At 41.9% G+C, this 22,996-nt stretch carries 25 protein-coding genes, 1 rRNA gene and 1 pseudogene; 12 read left to right on the forward strand and 15 right to left on the reverse strand.

The genetic code is table 11. From position 1 onward, the window contains the following. Window positions 1–4: 4 nt before the first annotated feature. From hemF to VJY63_RS08895, 4 genes are all read right to left on the reverse strand, one after another. Window positions 5–925: an oxygen-dependent coproporphyrinogen oxidase gene (gene hemF, locus VJY63_RS08880; protein ID WP_324050057.1), complete on the reverse strand. Its 921-nt coding sequence runs from the start codon at window positions 923–925 to the stop codon at window positions 5–7. A 23-nt stretch (window positions 926–948) separates the two neighbouring features. After that, window positions 949–1,521, reverse strand: a complete 573-nt coding sequence (locus VJY63_RS08885) for an L-threonylcarbamoyladenylate synthase (protein WP_324050059.1) — start codon at window positions 1,519–1,521, stop codon at window positions 949–951. Between the two features lie 103 nt (window positions 1,522–1,624). Continuing rightward, a complete protein-coding gene (gene dprA, locus VJY63_RS08890; RefSeq protein ID WP_324050061.1) occupies window positions 1,625–2,833 on the reverse strand; it encodes a DNA-processing protein DprA in 1,209 nt (402 codons plus the stop codon). Window positions 2,834–2,846: 13 nt separating this feature from the next. Beyond that, the gene (locus VJY63_RS08895; protein ID WP_324050063.1) at window positions 2,847–3,857 is read right to left on the reverse strand and encodes a LysM domain-containing protein; all 1,011 of its coding nucleotides are present in this window, start codon (window positions 3,855–3,857) and stop codon (window positions 2,847–2,849) included. Between the two features lie 92 nt (window positions 3,858–3,949). On the opposite strand from VJY63_RS08895, the gene def reads away from it, so the two are divergent. Genes def through fic form a run of 4 tightly spaced genes read left to right on the forward strand, consistent with a single transcriptional unit; the run spans window position 3,950 to window position 7,348 of the window. Continuing rightward, window positions 3,950–4,456, forward strand: coding sequence for a peptide deformylase (def, locus tag VJY63_RS08900; RefSeq protein WP_324050065.1), 507 nt, complete (start codon window positions 3,950–3,952; stop codon window positions 4,454–4,456). A gap of 5 nt (window positions 4,457–4,461) precedes the next feature. Next, window positions 4,462–5,442: a methionyl-tRNA formyltransferase gene (gene fmt / locus VJY63_RS08905; RefSeq protein ID WP_324050067.1), complete on the forward strand. Its 981-nt coding sequence runs from the start codon at window positions 4,462–4,464 to the stop codon at window positions 5,440–5,442. Next, window positions 5,439–6,746 (forward strand): 16S rRNA (cytosine(967)-C(5))-methyltransferase RsmB, encoded by a 1,308-nt coding sequence (gene rsmB, locus VJY63_RS08910; protein ID WP_324050069.1) that lies wholly within the window; start codon window positions 5,439–5,441, stop codon window positions 6,744–6,746. The genes fmt and rsmB overlap by 4 nt, the downstream gene beginning before the upstream one ends. Then, window positions 6,743–7,348 carry a protein adenylyltransferase Fic gene (fic, locus tag VJY63_RS08915; RefSeq protein WP_324050071.1) on the forward strand — a complete coding sequence of 202 codons (606 nt, stop codon included), beginning with the start codon at window positions 6,743–6,745 and terminating at the stop codon, window positions 7,346–7,348. The genes rsmB and fic overlap by 4 nt, the downstream gene beginning before the upstream one ends. 12 nt (window positions 7,349–7,360) lie before the next feature. Here the strand turns inward: fic and VJY63_RS08920 are convergent, their stop codons facing one another. Beyond that, window positions 7,361–7,669 (reverse strand): helix-turn-helix domain-containing protein, encoded by a 309-nt coding sequence (locus tag VJY63_RS08920; RefSeq protein WP_324050073.1) that lies wholly within the window; start codon window positions 7,667–7,669, stop codon window positions 7,361–7,363. Window positions 7,670–7,777: 108 nt separating this feature from the next. Between VJY63_RS08920 and VJY63_RS08925 the strand changes: the two genes are divergently transcribed. The 3 genes and pseudogenes from VJY63_RS08925 to VJY63_RS08935 all read left to right on the forward strand — a co-directional run. Further along, the gene (locus VJY63_RS08925) at window positions 7,778–8,044 is read left to right on the forward strand and encodes a type II toxin-antitoxin system RelE/ParE family toxin (protein ID WP_324050105.1); all 267 of its coding nucleotides are present in this window, start codon (window positions 7,778–7,780) and stop codon (window positions 8,042–8,044) included. Window positions 8,045–8,097: 53 nt separating this feature from the next. Further along, window positions 8,098–8,385, forward strand: a complete 288-nt coding sequence (locus VJY63_RS08930) for a HigA family addiction module antitoxin (RefSeq protein ID WP_324050075.1) — start codon at window positions 8,098–8,100, stop codon at window positions 8,383–8,385. A gap of 30 nt (window positions 8,386–8,415) precedes the next feature. Further along, a pseudogene (locus VJY63_RS08935) lies at window positions 8,416–8,499 on the forward strand (cell filamentation protein Fic); the annotation flags it as partial. Window positions 8,500–8,548: 49 nt separating this feature from the next. Here the strand turns inward: VJY63_RS08935 and VJY63_RS08940 are convergent. Next, entirely contained in the window at window positions 8,549–10,297 is a 1,749-nt protein-coding gene (locus VJY63_RS08940; protein WP_324050077.1) for a hypothetical protein, read from the reverse strand. A gap of 85 nt (window positions 10,298–10,382) precedes the next feature. Between VJY63_RS08940 and VJY63_RS08945 the strand changes: the two genes are divergently transcribed. Together VJY63_RS08945 and VJY63_RS08950 are read left to right on the forward strand one after the other, a co-directional pair. Then, window positions 10,383–11,651 carry a DNA (cytosine-5-)-methyltransferase gene (locus VJY63_RS08945; RefSeq protein WP_324050079.1) on the forward strand — a complete coding sequence of 423 codons (1,269 nt, stop codon included), beginning with the start codon at window positions 10,383–10,385 and terminating at the stop codon, window positions 11,649–11,651. A gap of 81 nt (window positions 11,652–11,732) precedes the next feature. Beyond that, window positions 11,733–12,932, forward strand: a complete 1,200-nt coding sequence (locus VJY63_RS08950) for an ISL3 family transposase (RefSeq protein WP_324050081.1) — start codon at window positions 11,733–11,735, stop codon at window positions 12,930–12,932. A gap of 76 nt (window positions 12,933–13,008) precedes the next feature. Here the strand turns inward: VJY63_RS08950 and VJY63_RS08955 are convergent, their stop codons facing one another. The 5 genes from VJY63_RS08955 to VJY63_RS08975 form a co-directional block, all read right to left on the reverse strand. After that, window positions 13,009–13,452, reverse strand: coding sequence for a hypothetical protein (locus VJY63_RS08955; protein WP_324050083.1), 444 nt, complete (start codon window positions 13,450–13,452; stop codon window positions 13,009–13,011). A gap of 21 nt (window positions 13,453–13,473) precedes the next feature. Next, complete coding sequence (locus VJY63_RS08960; RefSeq protein ID WP_324050085.1) at window positions 13,474–13,809, reverse strand: type II toxin-antitoxin system PemK/MazF family toxin; 336 nt, start codon at window positions 13,807–13,809, stop codon at window positions 13,474–13,476. Continuing rightward, entirely contained in the window at window positions 13,806–14,036 is a 231-nt protein-coding gene (locus VJY63_RS08965) for an AbrB/MazE/SpoVT family DNA-binding domain-containing protein (RefSeq protein WP_324050087.1), read from the reverse strand. Before VJY63_RS08965 ends, VJY63_RS08960 begins: the two co-directional genes overlap by 4 nt. A gap of 208 nt (window positions 14,037–14,244) precedes the next feature. Beyond that, window positions 14,245–15,150, reverse strand: coding sequence for a lysophospholipid acyltransferase family protein (locus tag VJY63_RS08970; RefSeq protein ID WP_324050089.1), 906 nt, complete (start codon window positions 15,148–15,150; stop codon window positions 14,245–14,247). Window positions 15,151–15,181: 31 nt separating this feature from the next. Next, the gene (locus tag VJY63_RS08975; RefSeq protein WP_324050091.1) at window positions 15,182–15,463 is read right to left on the reverse strand and encodes a DUF2782 domain-containing protein; all 282 of its coding nucleotides are present in this window, start codon (window positions 15,461–15,463) and stop codon (window positions 15,182–15,184) included. A gap of 113 nt (window positions 15,464–15,576) precedes the next feature. Here VJY63_RS08975 and polA point away from each other — a divergent pair, with 113 nt between their 5' ends. Then, a complete protein-coding gene (gene polA / locus VJY63_RS08980; protein ID WP_324050093.1) occupies window positions 15,577–18,348 on the forward strand; it encodes a DNA polymerase I in 2,772 nt (923 codons plus the stop codon). A gap of 170 nt (window positions 18,349–18,518) precedes the next feature. After that, window positions 18,519–19,244, forward strand: coding sequence for a hypothetical protein (locus VJY63_RS08985; protein ID WP_324050095.1), 726 nt, complete (start codon window positions 18,519–18,521; stop codon window positions 19,242–19,244). A gap of 94 nt (window positions 19,245–19,338) precedes the next feature. Here the strand turns inward: VJY63_RS08985 and fabV are convergent, their stop codons facing one another. Continuing rightward, complete coding sequence (fabV, locus tag VJY63_RS08990) at window positions 19,339–20,550, reverse strand: enoyl-ACP reductase FabV (protein ID WP_324050097.1); 1,212 nt, start codon at window positions 20,548–20,550, stop codon at window positions 19,339–19,341. 186 nt (window positions 20,551–20,736) lie between these two features. Here fabV and VJY63_RS08995 point away from each other — a divergent pair, with 186 nt between their 5' ends. Next, window positions 20,737–21,177 (forward strand): hypothetical protein, encoded by a 441-nt coding sequence (locus VJY63_RS08995; RefSeq protein ID WP_324050099.1) that lies wholly within the window; start codon window positions 20,737–20,739, stop codon window positions 21,175–21,177. 21 nt (window positions 21,178–21,198) lie between these two features. Here the strand turns inward: VJY63_RS08995 and VJY63_RS09000 are convergent, their stop codons facing one another. The 3 genes from VJY63_RS09000 to rrf all read right to left on the reverse strand — a co-directional run bounded on the left by VJY63_RS09000 (window position 21,199) and on the right by rrf (window position 22,993). Beyond that, complete coding sequence (locus VJY63_RS09000; RefSeq protein WP_324050101.1) at window positions 21,199–22,074, reverse strand: AEC family transporter; 876 nt, start codon at window positions 22,072–22,074, stop codon at window positions 21,199–21,201. 74 nt (window positions 22,075–22,148) lie between these two features. Beyond that, window positions 22,149–22,709: a carbonate dehydratase gene (locus VJY63_RS09005; protein WP_324050103.1), complete on the reverse strand. Its 561-nt coding sequence runs from the start codon at window positions 22,707–22,709 to the stop codon at window positions 22,149–22,151. Window positions 22,710–22,877: 168 nt separating this feature from the next. Further along, window positions 22,878–22,993 (reverse strand): 5S ribosomal RNA (rrf, locus tag VJY63_RS09010). Window positions 22,994–22,996: the final 3 nt, after the last annotated feature.

The following is a 22,996-nucleotide window of genomic DNA, read 5'->3' on the forward strand; positions in this document are numbered from 1 at the left end:
GGTTTTATTCCTTAGCTTCTGCTAACCAGTCTTTGGGTTTTAAAAACTCAGTATAAAGCTTTTCTTCTACTGAACCGGCTTCTGGCTTCCAGTCATAACCCCAGCGAACGTGTGGCGGTAACGACATGAGAATGGATTCTGTACGGCCACCGCTTTGTAAACCAAACAAAGTACCTCGGTCCCAGACCAAGTTAAATTCCACATAACGCCCACGGCGATAAGCTTGAAACTCACGTTCACGCTCACCATAAGCCGTGGCTTTACGGCGCTCAACAATGGGTGCGTAAGCCTGCATATAGCTATCGCCCACGGCGCGCATAAAAGCAAAACACTGCTCAAAGTTTGGTTCATTTAAATCATCAAAAAATAAGCCGCCTACGCCACGCGCTTCGTCACGGTGCTTCAGATGAAAATATTCATCACACCATTGTTTATATTCAGGGTAAACATTTGCACCAAAAGGTTTACAAGCATTTTTAGCCACTTGGTGCCATTCAATCACGTCTTCTTTAAACGGATAAAAAGGCGTTAAATCATAACCACCACCAAACCACCAAACGGGGTCTTCACCCGCTTTTTCGGCAATAAAAAAACGCACATTGGCGTGAGAAGTAGGCACATAAGGATTGCGTGGATGAATCACCAAAGACACGCCCATTGCCTGAAAGCTACGACCCGCTAATTCGGGCCTTGCAGCCGTTGCAGAAGGTGGCAACTGATCGCCAAATACATGCGAAAAATTTACGCCACCTTTTTCAATTAAATGACCTTCTTGCATAACACGAGTACGACCACCGCCACCCGCTGAGCGCTCCCAGCTATCTTGAGTAAAAGAATGCCCATCTAAGGCTTCTAGCTGGCTACAAATGGAATCTTGTAACTTTAATAAATAATCTTTAACAACAGCAATATCAATGTGTGACACAAAACCTCTCCTAATTTAAGGCGTTAAGCACGTAAAACTTCACCCGTTGCTAAGTCAGTAATGCGTGTTGGGCGATCTAAACCACCCAAAGTACCTCTTAAAACCATATCAACATCACCACCAAAGGTACGCTCTATTTCAGTATAAGTTTGCAAAGGCGGTTGCCCAGCAGTGTTAGCTGACGTAGAAACCAACGGGCCATCAAAGGCTTCACACAAGGCAACCACCCAAGGATGATTACTCACTCTAAGCGCTACTTTAGCGTGCTTACCGCGAATTAATTCAGGTGTATAGCCATTATCTTTAACTAACCACGTTTGTGGGCCTGGCCAACTTTGCTTTAAAACAGCTTGTTGAGCAGGCGTAATGTCTGTTAGCCAAGGTTTAAATTGATCAATATTAGCAGCAATCAAAATAACGCCTTTAGTTGGATCACGCTGTTTCAACAAAAGTAATCGCTGCACCGCACGGCTATTAAAAGGATCGCAACCCAAACCCCAAACGGCTTCTGTTGGATAGGCTAGCACACCTCCTTGCCTTAGTAGCGCAGCAGCTTCTTGCATTGCTTTATAATCAATCGAGGTTTTTACAGGCATTTTTATACTCAAATAAACAGAAAAATCAGGTCAAGGTATTAACAGTGGGGCAAGTTAACCTAGCAGTTCAAGTAACTCAAGTTGTTCTGTTGGTTATTCAGCTTTAAGCGCTTTTACACCAGCCGCCGGTTTTTTGTACCGCCAATCCTTCTAACTCCAGTTCTAGTAACAACACCGAACCTTGTTCAGCGGTTAGTTTTAATGTGGCTAACAAAGCATCCGTAGGCTGAGGCAAGTCATTAAGCAGCGCATAAAGCGAATGCAAATGCTCTGGCACGTCCACCACTTTAAGGGTTCTTTTTAAAGGTTTAGAGGTATTAGCAGATAAATTAGAGGTATTAGCAGAAATGGACGGCGCAGCAACGGCTAAAAAATTATTCAAAGGCACGCTTAACTCGCTTAACACATCCTCTGGGCAAGTGACTAATGCCGCACCTTGGCGAATCAGCTGATGGCAACCCTCGCTTTGCTTGTACCGAATAGAGCCAGGAATCGCCATCACTTCACGTCCTTGCTCCATTGCATGACGAGCGCTAACCAAAGAGCCACTTTGTAAAGCAGCTTCGACCACTAAAATGCCCAACGACATACCCGTAACAAGGCGATTTCTAGCCGGAAAATAACGCGCGATGGGTGGTGTGCCTAGTGGGTATTCACTGATTAAAGCACCCGTTTGGCTGATATTGGCTGCCATAGCGCGATGTTCGGGTGGATAAATACGATCTAAACCGTGTGCTAACACCGCACAAGTCGTACCAAAAGCACCTTCAGCAACAGCACGCAACGCGCCTTGATGTGCATAACCATCAACGCCTCGCGCCAAACCACTGACAATATTTAAACCCTGCCAAGCCAAGTGGTAAGACCAATTTGCTGCATGGTGCTCGCCTTCAGAACTTAGTTTTCGACTGCCAACAACGGCTAATGAAGGTGCCTCAATTTGTGCAGGCTGCCCTGCCACACAAAGCAATAAAGGTGGATCGGCTAACTGCTGTAATAAACTGGGTAAATCGGCTAAAAAAATTAAATGATGATTAGCTTGTTCAGCCCAAATCAAATGCGCTTCTATGCGATCTGCGAAGGGAAGTTGCCAAGGATCGTGTAAAGCAAGCCGCGCTAAATCACGCGTTTTATCAGAAAAGACCGTATTTCTAGCCATCAAATCTAACAAGCTTTCAGCCGTTGCCAAGGATGCATCGGGTAAACCTGTGGTGGCTAAGTAAGATTTCACGACACGCCGCTGATTACTGCCAGGTATTAACCAAAGCGCTAACGCTTGAGTGAGTTGCTCAACGGTTTTATCTAATGGCATACCCACTCCTTAATTAATGCATCTCCGCTCGCCGAAAAATATCACCCGACAGCATAGGCTCTTTAGAACTCATCACTAAAGCAAAGCTGGTGTTTTCAAAAACGCGATACACCATCACAACACCCTTACGGTTTTCTGCGGCAAAAATGACTTCACCCGTGGCGTGATTACGTAAACGGCGACCCGGTGCAATAATTTCAAGCAAAGCACCCGGCTTTAGTTTGTCACTGCCCATATTCAACATAACGGCTTGATTACGTGAAATCAGCTCTTGACCCGACAAGCCTTGTAATAAAGTGCCATGCAAAGGCTGTTCAGGTACTTTAGGCTGAAAACCATCACCAAAGGGCGAGTCGATAAAAGGTAGCAAACGATCCCCCACTTTGATTTCTTCAAAGCTTTCAGTAATTTCTAACTGAGGTAAACGATTAGTGCTGTTAATCAATCGCGCACTGCCTAAAGCACGCGCACGAAAACCCAAGTGCTGACGGGTTAACGGATCACGCACCTCTTCAAGTTCACGGTAAATAGCATAACGAGTGACATCTGGCGTTAAATCACCCAAAACTTCTAACTGATCGCCTTGCACGGCTAAACGACGATCACCCGCAATGTGTACCGTATATAAAGCATCTTCAAATTCAGGGCGATCAATCATTACGTCACGGTTTAAAAAAACGTCAACCTGCTCAAGCGGCATAAAAGGAATGGGTTGTTGCAGCGCTAAAATTCTTAACCTAGGTTGTAAACGAATACCCGCCCGCCCATCTAATAATTCAATAACATCACCCGGATAAAGCAGGTGTGGATTACCCACTTGCTTATTAGCCTGCCAAAGCTGGGGCCACATCCAAGGGTCGTTTAAAAACTGTGTTGCAATAAACCAAAGTGAATCACCGCGCTTAACCTCGTAGCGTTTCGGCGCATCAGCCTTTAAACTAACCACTTGCGCGATAGCTGTTGTCGATAACAAAGCGGCTATAAGTAAAGTAACTAACCCAGTACGAAAAAGCATATGCAACATAGATACGTCCGTATATAAACAAAAACTGGTGGATCAACACTTTGCCTTAAAGCCCCAAATGCGGCAAGTATAAAATAGATAGAGATAAAAACATGAGCCTGTTAGCCATTCTTGAATACCCAGATTCGCGTCTACGAATTAAAGCAACGCCTTTAACACCCGCCGACTTTACACCGGCTCTGCAGCAAAAAATAGATGATATGTTTGAAACCATGTATGAAGCACCAGGCATTGGGCTAGCGGCTACTCAAGTCGACTTTCACAAGCAATTAATTGTGATTGATGTGTCTGAAGAAAAAAACCAGCCACGCGTGTTGATTAATCCTGAATACACACCCTTAGAGCCAACTTGCGAGCTAATGCAAGAAGGCTGCCTTTCAGTGCCAGAATACACCGCAGATATCGAACGTTACTTGCGTATAAAAGTCACTTCTTTAGACCGTCATGGTAATCCACAAGCATTTGAATGCAGCGGTCTCCTAGCACATTGCGTGCAGCACGAATGCGACCATTTAAAAGGCATTGTCTTTGTTGATTACCTTTCGCGCCTTAAACAAGAACGCCTGCGTAAGAAATACCTAAAACTTCAAAAGGCTTAATTTTAATGCGGATTATTTTTGCTGGAACACCTGATTTTGCTGCGACTAACCTTCAAACCCTGTTAGAAAACATGGGCAATGAGCATGAAGTTATTGCCGTTTATACCCAGCCAGACCGCCCTGCGGGTCGAGGTCGTAAATTAAAGCCCAGCGCCGTTAAAGCACTGGCGCTTAAACATGGCATTCCAGTATTCCAGCCTGAAAACCTAAAAGATGCCCAAGACCAGCAAATTTTAAACGACCTCAAGGCTGATTTAATGATAGTCGTCGCCTATGGCTTGCTGCTACCGCAAGTGGTTTTAGATATGCCCCGCTTAGGCTGCATTAATGTACACGCTTCCTTACTACCCCGTTGGCGTGGTGCTGCGCCCATTCAACGAGCACTTTTAGCAGGCGATGCAGCCACCGGCGTTACTCTAATGCAAATGGATGCTGGCCTAGATACTGGCGCTATGCTGCTTAAAACCCATTGCCCGATTACTAGCAGCGACACCAGCGCCAGCCTGCACGACAAGCTAGCCGAACAAGGTGGTGCAGCGTTATTAGAATTATTGCCACTGCTAGCAAAAGGTGAAATTACTGCTGAAACACAAAATGAAGCCGAAGCCACCTATGCCGCCAAACTAACTAAAGAAGAAGCCCAGCTGAACTGGCAGTTATCTGCGGTTGAATTAGACCGTGCTGTGCGTGGTTATAACCCAAGGCCAGTGGCTTGGTTTAAAGAAGGCGAAGAAATTATTCGTGTTTGGCAGGCTGAAGCAGTTACAGAAGCAGAATTGCAAGAACAAACCAGCACAGCAACCCCTGGCACCCTTGTTGAAGTAACCAAAGGTGCGTTAATTATTGCTTGTGGCCAAGGCTATTTAAAAATCACCCGCTTACAACTGGCAGGTCGCCCACAAATGCAGGTCAGCGATTTATTAAACGGCAACCCCGACCGCTTCACCGCTAATCCCCTTGCAGACCAACAACAGGTATTTCAATGAACGAAGGTGTCGCCGCACGCTTAAAAGCAGTGCAGGCTTTATTGCCAGTAGTGCAGCAAAAAACCTCGCTAACCAGCAGCCTGCCTAAAGCCCAGCAAAAGCTCAGCAGTGAAGAAGCATCCCTCACCCAAGCCCTAGCCTTTGGCGTGTGCCGCTTTTATCCACGGCTTAATTATTGGGCAGAACAACTATTACAACGCCCTTTTAAAAGCCAAGATTTAGACGTACATCTTTTGTTGCTGATTGGTTTATATCAATTACAAGAAGAAAGGGTCGCCGACTATGCCGCCATAGACACCTGCGTAGAAGCCAGCAAACATTTGAACAAACCTTGGGCAAGCAACTTAATTAATGCCTGCCTAAGGCGTTTTCAGCGTGAAAAAGTAGAACTAACTGCCTTAGCTGAAGGTAAAGAACTAGCCGCTACAGCTCACCCACCTTGGTTATTGAAGAAAATCAAAAAAGCTTACCGCCAAGACTGGCAAGCCATTTGTGCCGCTAACAATTTACAACCACCCATGACGCTAAGAGTGAACCAGCGCCAAATTAGCCGTGATGCCTACCTTCAACAGCTAGAAGAACAAGGCGTTGAAGCCAGCATTACACCCTTTAGTCCTTGGGGCATTACCCTTGCCCAGCCAACGCATCCAGCTAATTTACCTAACTTTGTGGAAGGCTTTTTCAGTGTGCAAGATGAAGCCGCCCAGCTAGTGCCTTTGGTTATTGACCTTAAAGATGGTCATAAAGTGCTAGATGCCTGCTGCGCCCCCGGTGGCAAAACTGCCCACCTAGCAGAAACTGCCGACATCAACCTAGTAGCTTTAGACATAGATGCACAACGCCTTAACCGTGTTCACGAAAACCTAGAACGCCTAGAAGTTAAAGCCGAAGTAAAATGTGCTGATGCTGGCAATATAGCCAACTGGTGGGACGGCGAACAATTTGACCGAATTTTATTAGATGCGCCCTGCTCCGCCACAGGCGTAATACGCCGCCACCCAGACATTAAATTATTAAGACGTGAAACAGATATACCCAAACTGGCTAAATTGCAGTTAGAACTTTTAAATAAGCTATGGCCGCTACTCAAAGCAGGCGGCAAACTGCTTTATGCCACCTGCTCTATTCTGCCCGAAGAAAACCAACACCCCCTAGCCAGCTTTTTGCACCATACCCCCGATGCTAAAGAAGTAATTATTGAAGCAGACTGGGGAACAAAACAACGCCTAGGCAGACAACTTTTTCCACAAGCAGAAGGGCATGATGGGTTCTTTTATTGTTTGTTAGAAAAGATGGAATCATGATTTTAGAAAACAAACTCAATATCACCCACCAAGTTGAACTGGCAAAAGCCGAAGAAAAAATCAGCAAGCAAAAAGCCAAGCAGCTTTTTGATACAAGCGATATTGAAAAAGCTGAAACCGGCACTTTTACCGGCTTATCTTATATTCATACTTATTTGTTTGAAGAAATTTATGAATTTGCTGGCAAACTACGTGAAGTAAATATTGCCAAAGGTGACTTTCGTTTTGCACCGGTTATTTACCTTGCACAAGCCTTAAAGCAAATCGACAAAATGCCGCAAAGTAGCTTTGAACAAATTATTGAAAAGTACGTTGAAATGAATGTTGCCCATCCCTTTCGTGAAGGTAGTGGTCGTGCTACTCGCATTTGGCTAGACCTTATCTTAAAAAAAGAACTGCAACAGGTCATTGACTGGAACTTGGTTAATAAAGAAACCTACCTTAACGCCATGCAACGCAGCCCAGTCGATGATGCGGATATTAAAAAGCTACTCAAAAACGCTTTAACCAACCAAGTTAATGACCGCGAACTTTTTATGAAAGGCATAGACGTTAGCTACTTCTACGAAGGCTATAGTGAATTTAAAACAAGTGATCTCTAGGCATGGGTAACATTAATTAACCAGCTCATTCGTTAAATAAGGATGTTTAACCAGTAAACGCAACACACCACCAGGCGGAGTAAATCTGCCTTGCTCCCAATCACGAAGAGTCGCAACTGGAGTTGAAATACGACGTGCAAAAAGAGCCTGAGTTAACCCTGTACGCTCCCTAGCTTGGCGAACTAAAATCTGCTCTGGTGTTGTGATGCGCCCCTGCATAGTTTGCGCTTCAGCTAAAGCTTGACGCAGCTCAGGAATAGTCTCACCAGCATCTAATTCAATAGCGTTAGCAATGGCTTCTAAATCAATTTCTTTATTCATGGCTTAGTACCTCGTGTATTTCATTAGCTGTAATATTCGTTTTAACTTTTTTAGCATAGAGAGTAACTAAAAGCACAACTCCCGCCTTTGTTATATTAAAATAAATGGCTGGAAGCTTTTTATGAAGAAAATAAAAGCCATAAAAAAATACCCAAAACAATTGAAAGTGCACTGTTTAGAAAACTTCAGATTTTAGATGCTGCTACTGAGGAGTATGATCTCAGAATCCCACCAGGAAATCGCTTTGAGTACCTTGTTGGTAATTTACATGGGTGGTGTTCAATTCGTGTTAACAAGCAGTATCGTTTAATTTTCTGTTGGAAAAATAGCATTGCAGAAGATACCTATTTAGACCCTCATACCTACAAAAATTAGTGGAGGTACAGCTAATGAGAAACACAAAACGTCGCCCAGTTACTGTTGGATAAATGTTGGCTATAGAGTTCTTAGAGCCTATGGCTATTGAAATTGCTGAGTTGGCAAATGCTATGGGGGTGCATCGCAACACCTTAAGCCGCATTGTGAATGATAAAGGCACACTTACTGCACCTATGGCTATTAAGTTAGCTGCAGCATTAGGTAACACACCTGAGTTTTGGTTAAATATTCAACACGCGGTTGAAATTTGGGACGTGCGCCACAGTGCTTACAAACAAGAAGCTAAAAATGTACGTTTAGTGAAACCTGACTTTAAGCAGAATGAAGTAACCTGTTAAGTTATATTTAAAGATTTTATTAATTTAATCGAGTTTATTGAAAAATACGTTGAAATGAATGTCGCCCACTCCTTTCGTGAAGGTAATGGTCGAGCTACACGCATTTGGCTAGACCAGTACACTGTACAGACTGACAGCGATAAGTCATAGATTTTCTAATCTACTAACCTTGAATTAAAGAAAAGTTATGTGAACATGCTAATTTCAATGAAGACCACCCTCTTTTTTTTCCACCAGAGAATTTAACTCTTAAACTAACTTGTTCTTTTCCATCGAGCCAAACTAAAGTATTTTGAATATTACTTGGTGTGTTTATTTGTACGAGTAGATTTTTAATTGCATTTTCGTCATGCTCTAGAATCACGTGTTTATTTTGTTTGTAAAAAATAATAACCACGACAGCTCTTCCCAGTACGGCTTGTATTCCCTTAATTAAATTTTTCTGATCAGCATTAACCAGTTGCAGCCCTATGTTACTAGAGACTTGCTCCATAACATATCTTCGATTGTCATCATTATTGATAAAGCTAGATTTCAACTGATCAACAAGAACCGATAAACTCGTTTGGTCGAGGTCGAAATATGTTGACCCCATGATCTGACCAACACCAGGGTTTTTGCAAGTAATGGATCCAGTATTTTCTCGAGTAGCTTTCAGTGAGACTGGCTCTGTAGCGTACTTACCATTTGATTTTAAGACGAGCTCAAGATCTGCGGTATCTAATCTATTCTTTAGATAATTGTCGGGTACTAGCTCTATTGATTCAATTGAGTATCCATCATATTTTTTATCAAGAAATTTAATTAGAGATTTCGCCGTATCCACTGTCGATTTCACTATATCTTTTATATCTTTATTTGGAACTTTATCTGAATAATTATTAAACATAACAATAAAGTTCTGACTATCAATTTGTTTTACATCACCCATCATCTCAAGTAATTGTGAATAAAAAATTGACTCTGAACATTTACCGATTGCATTTTGATCCTTAACATTTAACGATTTTTTTAATCTTTTTGATATTGCATTCTTAAAAAACAATAACGAGCTTTTGTTTTCATCAGCAACTGCATCAATTGGTTTTTTCTCTGTAAAGCTAGTTGCTAACTTTATAGAAGAAGCTGGGCCACTTTCAAATTTAAAACGCATCATCAGTATGATGTTATCAATTGAGAACCCGACTGTATTTGCGCCGATCTTCAATATACTAACTTCATCTATTTCAGGAACAACAACTTTAAACTCCTCAACACTTATAAACTTATTATCCCTATAACGACTTATTACATTAAATGAGTTAGTCATAAAAAGTTCATTGAATGCATTTTCCATACCTTTACTTTTTTCGTTATATTGCTTGAGGAACAATGAAAAGCATTTCTCTCTCAGCTCATATAGTAAGCGGGACTTTATTTCTTTTGAATCATCATTAAACTTAACACCACTTTCTCTAAGTACTTTTCGGTAATTTTGCAGGGTGTCTACTTCATCTGAAGCATCTCTTATTGTTCCAACCATATCTCTTAAATAATCGTTGTACACAAGGTCAAAAAAGCCATTAAAATCGTACTGAAGCTCAGGCGCTTTAAAGTATTTCTTAATAAAGCTCTTAGCCCCTAGGTTTTTAGGCTGTATAGTCTGGCTATTTTTTATCTTATATAAATTAACAGGGGTAACAGACCCATCTACTGTGAATAGTAAAAGGTCAGGATGCGTATTTGTATTCTCTGCTTCAAACTTTCCGATAACTTGAGTCGTCTCTTTTTGGTGCTCCAAAATGAATTTCGCGGTGGCAGTGACAACTGAACAATTATTTAAGTAGGTGCCAGTAGATAGATAGTGCTTGACTTCCGCTGTCACGTCTTTTACATGCTGGTCACCAATTTCCCTCGGGTTAAGTGTTCTCATACGCTTTCCTTAAAAATTACTCTTAAAAACTGGCCTTTTAGTTTTAATACTGATAAATTAGAATCATAACGAATTGAGGCATCATATGAAAATCGAAGAAAGAGGCAGAGCTAGGTTTAGACCACAGAGAGATGTGAATATAGAAGATATTACTAAACTACTTCTTGAAAAAATCCAATCTGAGCAAGAACAAGCTGCAAACCTTAATACATCAGTTAGTTACGAGTCAGTATATCACAAAAGTGATAAATTAAATTTGGTCAGCCTTTTTTCTGGTTGTGGCGGGCTTGATTTAGGTGTTGAGCTTGCGGGATTAGAAGCTGTGCTGGGAAAGGATCTCGTAAATTCATCTTTAAAAAGTCGAACAGATTTTGAGAGCATCAGAGAGAAAAGCATTTTTAACACGGTAGCGTCACTAGATAATTTCACTGAGGCGAACCAGAGTTACCGAGCCAACTTCCCTGATCATATTCTGCAAATTAAAGATGACATAAAGAAAATAAATAGATTCCCTATGGCTGATATGGTATTGGGAGGGTTCCCTTGCCCAGGGTTTAGCGAAGGAGGTCCTCGATTAATTGATGATAAAAGAAACTTTTTATATATACACTTTATTCGTTGTTTAATGCAGTCGCGCCCTTTGTTTTTCGTTGCTGAAAACGTAAAAGGTATGCTAACTCTGGGCAAAGGCGCGGTGGCGAAGCAGATTAAAGAAGATTTTGAATCTGCTGGGTACAACGTTAATATGAAACTCATCAACGCTAGGGACTATGGAGTTCCACAATTACGTGAAAGAGTGTTTCTTGTAGGCGTTCGACAGGATATAGAGTTTGATTATAACTTCCCTGACCCAACTCATGGTGAAGTTGACGGACTACACCGATTTGTGACTTTAGAAGACTCAATTAAGAGCTTAGAAAGCAATCCCGGTCAATATTTTACTGGTAGTTACTCGCCAATATACCTATCTCGGAATCGAAAGAAGCGTTGGGATGAACAAAGTTTTACCATTCAAGCATCTGGGCGCCAAGCTCCATTGCATCCATCTGGTGCAAGTATGCAAAAAATCAACAAGGATGAATGGATATTACCAAGCAATACAGAGCATCGCAGATTGTCAGTGAAAGAAATTGCAAGAATTCAAACATTTCCAGATTGGTTTGAGTTTTCAAAAGGTGACGAGTTAAAAAGTTCATTGAATAATCAATTAAACAAGCAATACAAGCAGATTGGCAATGCTGTTCCTGTTCAATTAGCGAAAAGTATAATACTGCCAATTGCTAACTGGTTTGTTTTTAACAATCGAAGTATCGAAAAGTACCGTATTAAGGGCTCTTCGCATTTAAGGGTGTAGAAAAGATCTGACTCACTAGAAAAGGAGTCGGGGTTCTAAGAGAATGTAAGTTCCAACACAAACAAATCTAAGCCCCCCAACGTGAATAATCATACCTTTTCTACCCCTGACCTTTCCACCTTTTGCCAATTAAATAAACTCGGTCTTGTTGCCACTGGCCAGCATACTAATGAAAAACACGCTGTTATCGAGTGCCGCTTTACTCAATCGCCAAAGCCTTGCCCACAGTGCGCAGCTTCGGGTATTTCTCGTGGTACGGTTGATAGGCGTCTTTCCCACGTGCTTTATGGTCAGCGACCCACCACGTTACTGCTGCGTATTCGCCGTTTTAGTTGTGCTTGCGGCTGTTTTTGGCATGAAGATACCAGCAGCGCTGCGCCATCACGCTCAAAACTCTCTTATGGTGCGATACGTTGGGCATTGGCTGCTATCGTGATTGATCATCTATCGGTGTCACGTGTTGCTGCTCATCTGGGTGTAGCTTGGCATACCGCTAATAACGCCATTATCCAAGAAGGCCAGCGCCTATTATTTAATGATCCCGTGCGCAACAAAACTGGACCAGCCCGTTTACTGGATGTGCTGGAAGGTCGTTCTAAACAAGCTTTTAAGCAATGGTTAGAGAGTCGCCCTAAGCCATGGCGCGATCAAATAGAAAGTATTGCCATGGATGACTTCTCAGGGTTTAAATCAGCGGCACAAGAAGTGATTCCTAAGGCCCAAACCGTACTGGATCCTTTCCATGTCGTACGCTGGGCAAGCAATATGCTAGATGACTGCCACAGGCGCATTCAACAAGAAACACTAGGCCGTATAGGGCATAAAAATGACCCCCTCTATAAGCACCGAAGAACGATGCTTACTCGCATTAGCTACCTGTCTGAAGCAAATAAAGTGCAGCTTAATTGGTTGTTTTCAGATGAGCGCTACCTTGAAGTGGATTGCAGTTGGAGCATGTATCAGCGGGTAGTGACAGCCTACAACGAACCAGACCGCAGACGAGGCAAAAAGCTTATGCAAGCACTCATAAAATTAATTACAGAACCCGACTTACCGGTAGAGCTGATTGAAGTTAAACGCTTAGGAACAACGTTGAAAAAACACGCCCAGAGTATCCTTGCCTACTTTGATCGCTCAGGCACTAGTAATGGGCCAACCGAAGCGATTAACGGCAGGCTGGAGAACTTACGAGGCATAGCACTGGGATTTAGAAATTTAACTAACTACATAGCAAGGTGCTTGTTAGAATCGGGTGGGTTTAAAAAACAGCTACACCCTTAAATGCGAAGAGCCATTAATGGACAGCTCCCAATTAATTAGCACCCAGCCCTATCCATATAAAGGTGGGGTCTTTAATTTATTTATAACCCTGCTTTACGGTATCACCCGCCAACTGCTTCTTAATTTTAACTTCAGTTTCTTCTTTTATTTTCTGGGCAATAATTGCTTCAATTTTCTCGCGTTCATCGTATTCCATACTCTTTAAATCTTCTTCAGTCAGCCCCATGCTTTTCAGAATACGATCACGTACTTTTTCAGCATCAGACATTTGCATCCAAGCTAAAAACTCATCAATAGCGTTGGTGCTGCTTTCATCAAGCTGTTTCAAGGCATCAGTATTCACATCAGCAGTCGTAGTGCTTACAGTTTCTGTTGCCGCTTTAGCTTGTATTTGCTGTACCTGCTGCAAGGTTTTAGAAAAAGCGTCGGCGTTATTGGATTTATCCACAAGTGCAGTTTTACCTACAAGCGTGCCGATCTGCTGCTGCAAGTATTGAGTATCTGTAATATGAATAGTCATAAGGCTACCTCTAATTTCCAGCTAAATACTTAAAATGGTTGCTGCCAACTCTTTAACATTTTTTAAACAGCTAGTATTAACTGAATCAACAGTGCGTAAGTTTCTTGCCTTCCAATCTAACGATTTTAATTGATCAACTAAAATTACTCCTGTTGTTTTTTTGCTGCCGTCTACAGCAACTTCAAAAGGGTAACCTTTAGCCTGATTAGTGATAGGGCAAAGCCATGCAAACCCAGTTTTTTGATTAAACAACCGATTAGTTAAAACTAATGCTGGGCGTTTGCCTGCCTGTTCATGCCCTGCTTGTGGATTAAAGTCTAGTAAAACAATATCGCCCACATCAGGTGCAACGCTCATAACAGCTCATTCCCTACCGAGTCAGTAATTAATTCAACATGGCTATTGTCAGTGGTTATCTTGCCTAGCAATTCTTCTAAAGAAGGTTTAGCTGCTTCTATTACCAGCGTATTCTCTTTTAAAGTAAGGTTTACTTGGTCGCCAACTTGCAGCGACAAAGCATCTAAAATATTTTTAGGTAGCCTAAGTGCAGCACTATTGCCCCACTTAGAAATTGAAACAGACATAAGCACCTCCACAAAACCAAAGTAGACACATTGTAGCTACATGGGTAAATAGATGCAATTTCTCACCAATGCTATTGGCTAGTTAAATTTAGATTAAATAAATAGCGGCTACTAGACTCTGCAGCAGATTTTCTCTGCCCCATGATGCAGTTAACTGCCTTAATCTAATCACAGGTTGATCTGAATACACCAACCTTTCATTACTCCATTATTTATAAACATCTTTCCCAGGCGTATTTTTAAAGCGTTTATACGCCCATTGGTATTGCTCAGGCGCATAAGCAATAATTTGTTCTACGCTGGCATTTACGCCTGCTACGGCGGTTACTTCATCGTCTGAATAAACCTGTTCATCGGCGGGTATTAGAATCAGCTCAAAACCTTTTCCTTTGGGCAGGCGTTTAGCTAGGGCGGTAAATACTTTCGCCCCAGTTTTTTGTACCAGCTTAGGTAGAAGTGTTGCGGTTAAAGCAGCTTGACCATAAAAAGGCACGAGTTCGCCACCTTGGCCTTTGTCAGGTACTTGGTCTGGCAAAATACCAACCATTTCGCCACGCTTTAGCGCTTTTAAAAGCCCAGCCACGCCTTTGATATTGGCAGGAACCAAGTTGCCACCCATGCGGCAACGCCCTTTGCGAATGGTTGCATCTAACTCCGCAAGTTTGGGTTCAGAATACATAAAGGTGAAGTTGGTTTTATGGGACATAAGCTGGGCAATCAGTTCCCATTGACCAATATGCGGGCCTAATAAAATAATTGGCTGTTTGTTTTTATTGGCTTCTTCAACCGCTTCAATGCCCTGCAAAGAAACAAAATCTGCCAGCACCTTGTCTTTAGGTGCCATCCACATACGACCCATTTCTAGCATGGTGCGGGTAATTTCAATAATGGACTGTTTACCTAAAGCATCGCGTTCAGCAAGGGGCATATCAGGAAAACAAAGCGCCATGTTTACCTTGGTTATGTTTCTTTCACGCTTTACAAAGCGCCATACCAAGTTTCCTATGGGTACAGCTAAAGCTTGTAACCAAGCTAAAGGCAAGAGCGACAACAACCTCCAACCTTTACTTATAACACCCGCTTTTAAACGGTTTGATAATTTACTTTTTTTCACGTTTTAATTTACTTTTAAAAAGGATTCACTTTTACCACTTAAATAAAATCCAACTAGGAATAGATAAACGCCCACGATCTTGACGTTTATCCAACTGACCATCACCTTCTGAATCGACTAGGTAATAAGGCTCGCCTACGCTGGGGATAACTTTAATAGCATAAAGCTGACCATTAACTCGATACTCTTCAATGGTTCGGTCAGCTTCCTGACGAATCGTGATTTCCGGCTCTGGCGTATTTGCCATAGCAAAACCTGCCAGTAGCAGGGCAAATAATATTGCTGGCAAACTAAGCAAGCGTATTTTTTTCATAAGAATTCCTTCAAGGGATGCGTTGTCAGGCAGAGTTCAGTATGCTTTCTATAACGTCTAATTCTTATATTCTAACGCAAACAAACTTTTAACCCTACATTTGGAACAACTCCATGCAATCAGCTTCTGCCCAACTGCCACTTATTCTGGTTGACGGTTCTTCTTATTTGTACCGTGCTTTTCATGCTTTGCCGCCTTTAATAACCTCTAAAGGCCAGCCAACGGGTGCGATAAAAGGTGTTCTAAATATGCTTAGAAGCCTTATTAAAACTTACCCTAATAGCCCTATTGCGGTGGTATTTGATGCCAAAGGTGGCACCTTTCGTGATGAGCTGTTTGCCGAATACAAAGCACAACGCCCACCCATGCCCGATGATTTACGCAGCCAAATTGAACCCTTACATGCCAGCGTAAAAGCTTTGGGTTTACCGCTACTGTGCATTGAAGGCGTAGAAGCCGATGATGTAATTGGTACGCTAGCCAGACAAGCCGCCGCACAAGGCCACGCTGTGATTATTTCCACCGGCGATAAAGACATGGCGCAGTTGGTTTGCCCTAACGTTTCTTTAGTCAACACCATGACCAACACCTTTATGGATGAAGCCGGCGTTAAAGAAAAATACGGCATTGGCCCAGAATTAATAATCGACTTTTTAGCCTTAATGGGCGACAAATCAGACAATATTCCCGGCGTACCCGGCATTGGTGAAAAAACGGCTTTGGCTTTATTACAAGGTATCGGCAGTATGGATGACCTTTACGCCAACCTCGATAAAATTGCTGACCTTAGTTTTCGTGGCGCAAAAACCACAGCTAAAAAGCTTGAAGAAAACCGCGAAATGGCCTACCTCTCTTACCAACTAGCCACCATTAAACTAGATTGCGAACTGCCTTTAGAGTGGAATGAACTTCACCTTAATAAACCTGATACCGCCGCTTTAACCAAGCTTTATACCGAACTAGAATTTAAAGCTTGGCTACGTGACTTGCTGGATAAACCTGCTAGCTCAACAACAGAACAAGCTTCGGCAGCGAAACAGCCAGAAGCGACAGAAGCTGCATTGCCTGAAGCCGTTGCTGCTAACTATGAAATCATTTTCAAGCAAGACGACTTAGATAAGTGGGTTAAAAAGCTACAGGCCGCAGGCAGTTTTGCCTTAGACACAGAAACCACCAGCCTTAACTATATGAAAGCTGAAATTGTGGGCATTTCTTTTGCAGTAACTGCGGGTGAAGCAGCCTATGTGCCACTTATGCACAACTACCCAGGTGTGCCTGAACAATTAGATAGAGATACAGTTTTAGCCCAGTTAAAACCGCTTTTAGAAAACCCTCAGCTAGGCAAAATTGGTCAAAATTTAAAATATGATATGAGTGTGCTAGCCAACTACGGCATTCACTTGCAGGGTATTACAGCCGACACCATGCTGGAATCTTATGTGCTTAATTCCACCGCAACGCGTCACGACATGGATTCCCTAGCACTTAAATACCTTGGCCGTACGACAGTCAGTTTTGAAGAATTAGCGGGTAAAGGCGCTAAACAATTAACTTTTGATCAACTTGAGATTGAAGCAGCCGGCTTTTATGCCGCTGAAGATGCTGATATTACTTTGCAGCTACACCAAACACTTAGCCCGCAAGTAAAAAACACTGGGCGCTTGCAAGCCTTAATAGATGATTTAGAAGTACCCTTAATTAGCCTTTTATCTAAAATTGAACGTCAGGGTGTAAAAATAGATGTACCTCACCTGCAACTTCATTCACAAGAAATGGCACGGCGCATTCTAGAAATAGAAGAAGAAGCTCACGCACTGGCTGGCCGTGCTTTTAATTTAAATTCGCCTAAGCAATTGGCTGAAATCCTCTTTACTGAGCAAGGTTTACCCGTAATCAAAAAAACACCTAAAGGCGCACCTTCAACAGCTGAAGCAATTTTAGAAGAATTAGCACTCGACTTTCCCTTACCAAAATTAATTATGGAACATCGAGGCCTTGCTAAATTACGCAATACTTACACCGACAAGTTACCTCAATTAATTGAACCTCGTACGGGGCGCGTCCACACTAGTTACCATCAAGCAGTCACTGCCACAGGGCGCTTATCCAGCTCCGATCCTAACTTACAAAATATCCCCGTACGAAACGAAGAAGGCCGCCGTATTCGCCAAGCCTTTATTGCTGAACCCGGTTATTTGCTGGTTGCTGCCGACTATTCACAAATTGAGCTGCGAATTATGGCGCACCTTTCTGGCGACCAAGGGCTATTAACCGCCTTTGCTGAAGGTAAAGATATTCACCGTGCTACAGCGGCTGAAGTTTTTGGCTTACCGCTGGATGAAGTCACCAATGACCAACGCCGCAGCGCAAAAGCGATTAACTTTGGCTTAATTTATGGCATGAGCGCTTATGGCTTATCACGCCAACTACACATTGATCCGGGTCAGGCAAAGCTGTATATCGAAAAATATTTTGAGCGCTACCCAGGTGTGCGTCGTTATATGGACGAAACCCGCAGCAGCGCAGCCGAATTAGGTTATGTAGAAACCCTGTTCGGGCGTAGGCTTTATTTGCCAGAAATTAATTCACGTAACTTTAACCAGCGCCAAGGCGTAGAACGCACCGCCATTAACGCGCCTATGCAGGGTACAGCCGCAGATATAATGAAGCTAGCCATGCTAGAAGTTGATAAATGGTTGAGCGCATCTAAACTCGATGCACGCATTATTATGCAAGTGCATGATGAGTTGGTTTTTGAAGTGAAAGAAGATCAAGTCGATGAACTGATAGCAGGCGTTACACCCTGTATGGAAAAGGCTGCTACCTTAGATATACCGCTTGTGGTTGAAGCCGCCAGTGGTAAAAACTGGGATGAAGCGCATTAAGCTTAAACTTTTTTAAGCTGGGTGCAGACCCCAATTTAGGCTTTTTAAATTGGCTCTGGCCCCAGCTTACTATCCTTTACTACTATTTACATATTTACAATATAGACTGTCAGCGTCAGACTTAAAAATATTTATATGCAATATCAAATAAAATTTAAAAGGAGTTAAATATGAAAACGATTGCTTCAACATTTATGCCTACACCCATTACAGCAAACTCGTCATCACAGGCGAGTTATATTAATAATATGCAAGCAAGCCTATCAAAAGCACACGGCAACACCTCTACGTCCAAAAATACGGTAGCGACATCATCACAGCAGAACACGGCAACTATTAAAGTAGTAACAAATCAACTGTCTGCAGATGAACAGCTAGACTTAGAAAAAGATCTTCAAGACAGGCATGATTTTCATAAAAAACAAGAAACCTCTGCTGCAGACATGGTCTCTGAAACTCAACGTATTTTAGCAGAAGTAGCAAAAGAGCAACCCAGCCTACTAAATAAAAAATTTGATTTCACTAACACTGGCGATGAAATAGACATTATTAAACATGATTTATCTGAAAGAGAATATAATTACTTAAAAGCCAAACTTAACGCTAGTGATAAACTAGTTGAAGCGACAGATTTTTTAAATGTTGCTGCCGCTAGAAATAAAAGCTCAACATCAATAAGTAACACAAAATACACCAAAGAAGACCTTGTCGGCCGAATTCACGTCAGGGATATTATTGAACAAGCAAAAGAAAGATCTGCTGAAAGAATTAGAATTTCTGAGCAGAATATTGTTACAAGTACTAATAACACAAGCTCAATGTTTAGGAAAGAAGTCCACTTAAATGCACTTGATCTAGTGCTGAGTAACAGCGTAGGCTTAAACGCTAAAGCTTAATTCTCTAAAATCACCCTTTTTTTATAATAAAAAAAGGGTAGCCATTAAAGCTACCCTTTTTATTTATTGTTTAACTTGCTAGTTAGTCGCTATTTTAAGCGTCAGCTTCTAGCACAGTAAAATCAACCAGTGGCGAAATCTCTGCTTCGTAGTCTACGTCTTCACGCTCAAAACCAAATAGTTTCAGAAATTCGTGTTTGTAGTTAGCGTAGTCGGTGGTTGCAAACAGGTTATCGTCACTCACTTCTGCCCAAAGCTTTTGGCAAGCTTCTTGAACATCGTCACGTAATTCCCAATCGTCCATACGCAGGCGACCGACCTCGTCTAGCTCTGTAGGCTGGCCATCATCACGGTATAATTGGCTACGGAATAAACGGTTAAGCTGTTCAATGGTGCCTTCATGAAGGTTTTTGTCTTTCATGATTTTGTAAACTAAAGCGATATACAAAGGCATAACAGGAATAGCCGCAGAGGCTTGAGTCACCACCGATTTAAGCACAGCAACATTAGCTGTACCGGAATACTTTTCGGCTAGCATTTTGTTTAGCTCAGTAGCAGCGCGGTCTAAGTCTTCTTTAGCCTTACCCAAAGCACCGTGCCAATAAATTGGCCAGGTAATTTCGGTGCCGATATAACTAAAGGCGGCTGTTTTAACGCCTTTTGCTAAAACACCTGCTTCATCTAAAGCCTTAATCCATAGTTCCCAATCTTCACCGCCCATCACTTGAATAGTGTCTGCAATTTCTTGCTCAGTAGCGGGTTCAATTTCAGCTTCAATAATAACGTCTTTATTGGTATCGATAGCACTAGAGCGGTAAACTTCACCAATTGGCTTTAGCACTGAACGCTTAACTTCACCTGTGTCAGGCAGTTTACGAACAGGTGAGGCGAGTGAGTAGATAACTAAATCTATTTCACCCATATCCGCTTTAATGGTTTCTATGGTTTTAGCACGCACTTCATCAGAAAAAGCATCGCCATTAATGGATTTAGCATAAAGACCCGCTTCTTTAGCTTGTTCTTCAAACGCCCAAGAGTTATACCACCCAGCAGTACCAGGTTTGCGCTCAGTCGCTGGCTTTTCAAAGAAAACTCCTAAGGTATCTGCTTGGTAACCAAAAGCAGCAGTAATGCGTGCTGCCAAGCCATAACCACTGGAAGAACCAATGACTAAAACTTTTTTAGGGCCGTCTTTTTTAACGCCCTGCTGCTTGGTAACTGCAACCTGGTCTGCAACGTTATTAAAACAACCTTTAGGATGGGTTGTTGTACAAATAAAACCACGGTACTTGGGCTTGATAATCATGCATTTACCTCAGTTAAACTTTTATCTTCTAGGATGAGTAATTCAGCTAAGGCGTATTATAAACACCTTAACTGCAAACACCTAGGCAACAAGCTTCGCTATAAGGTTACAATGACTTTTGGCCGTTAATTTTGGCTAACAAGCTTAAAAATGTCAGTTTTTAAATTTAAAAAGTAAGGATTTATTATGCTGCAACGTCATTTTTGGTTACCTTTTCTGTTCTTAATTACCTTGGCAGTTCCCTTACAAGCCAAGTCTTTACCAGACAATTTCATTAAATTAAAGCCCGGCACTAGCTATGAAGGACAACTCAACCCCAAAGAAGTGATGCGCTTTTATTTTGTGCTTGAACGGGGTATGGACGTTGTCATTGAAAGTCACACTTCATTAAAAAGAAGCAATACTGTTTACCCAGGAGCAGTGCTGTTTCATGCCGATGGTAGCGTCATTGCCAGAGACTGGAATGGCGGGCAAGGGCGTAACTTTCGTATAAATGAGAGCTTAGATGCAGGCACTTATGTACTTAGAGTCGAAGATGGGCGTGGTTGTGGTTCATTACATGGCTGCCCAGAAATCATTAAAAACTTCACCCTAACTTTTGAAGTACAAGAAACATCGCTTTTTTAAAACTAAGAACGAATAGCTAGCCTAAAATAAAGCCAGCCAAAGTGCCAAAGGAATAAATACTAGGCTAGCAAAATTACCAGCAAGAACAATTGAAGCAACGCGCTGTGGTTCTTGCTGATATTGTTCAGCCAACATAAAGTTTAAAACTGCCGGTGGTAAAGCAGCAACCACTAACAAAATACCCCACTGTTGATCAGGCAAAGTTAAAAAAGGTGCAATTAAATAAGCCAGCAGCATACCTGAAACAGGGCAGGCAATTGCACCAACTATGCCTAATTTCATGTCTTTAAAATTCACATCCAACAACCTAACGCCTAAAGCAAATAGCATTAATGGAATAGAAATTTGCCCAAGCATTTCAACCGGCATAGCTAAGGCGCTGGGTAGCTGTAAATTAAAATGACTTATCAACAAGCCGACGACAGAAGCCACCAAAATAGGTATTTTGAACAACGAACTAAACTTGGTATTACTATTTAAAATGTATAAACCCAACGTAAAATGCAGCAGTGTTACGGTAATAAAAACAGTAATCGCAGCCGGCAAAGCGGTTTCACCAAATGCCAGTAATAACAGTGGAATACCCATATTACCAGTGTTGTTAAACATCATGGGCGGCAAAAAGGTTTTAGCACTTACCTTTAAAGGCTTTACAAGTGGCCAAAGCATTAACCCAGAACCCACTACCACTACTGAAGTCCCAATGACTAAATGCCAATAATTAACTAGCTGAAAATCACTACTCGACAGCACTGAAAAAATTAATGCGGGAATAAAAACATCCATATTAAGTTTATTTATCCAGCTAATATCAGGTTTAAAACGTTTAGCATAAAGCGCCCCCACTGCAATAATTAAAAAGACAGGTAGTACTATATTGGCAAGGGTCAAAAACATAAAACCTCCTCAAAAAATTAGACATAAAAAAAGCGCTGATTAAAAACCAGCGCCTTTTTATTACCACAAGATGATTAGAATTCGTTACTCAATGCTTTATAGCCTTTTACTAATCCATTATTAGTCGTTACTACTTGCTCTGAAAACTCAGATTCAGAACGCTGTACACGCGGTACATCATCTAAACAAGAACCTTTGCTTAACTGCATAGTAGAAGGCACATAAAAACCAGCAGGTAAGTCACAACCATCAATAACAGCGTTATGGCGCACAGCACAACCATCACCAATTTCGCAGTTAAAAATTACACTATTAAAACCAATGAAAACGCGTGTACCTATCTTACAAGGGCCATGAATGATTGATCGGTGAGCAATTGAAGTGTATTCACCAATATCAACAGCACCACCATCTTTTGAGTGAATAACTACACCATCTTGAATATTAGAATGCGCCCTAATTATAATCGGTTCCATTTCACCATTTTCATCTGTTTCATCGGCACGAATCACGGCATAAGGTCCAACAAACACGTTATCTTCAATAATAACTTTACCGCAAATAATGGCAGTGTTGTCTACATAGGCACCTGGGTGTATTTGTGGCATATCACCATTCGGATTGCGTCGAATCATCTTGGACCCCTTATTATTTATTTTTACGAGTTAGACTAAAGTTAAACTAAAGCGATTTTAATCTTAACAGATGGAAGAATTTCAAGCTCCATTATTTTAATAAAAGAGCATCAAAAATAAGGCATAAAAAAACCCCCAGCTGATTGAGCTGAGGGTTATTTTATAAGTGCCTGACGATGACCTACTTTCACATGGGGAGACCCCACACTATCATCGGCGCTAAGCGGTTTCACTTCTGAGTTCGGTAAGGGATCAGGTGGTACCCACTTGCTATGGTCGTCAGGCGT

It is taken from the genome of Marinospirillum sp. (assembly GCF_035271045.1).
Taxonomy (GTDB): Bacteria; Pseudomonadota; Gammaproteobacteria; order Pseudomonadales; family Halomonadaceae; genus Marinospirillum.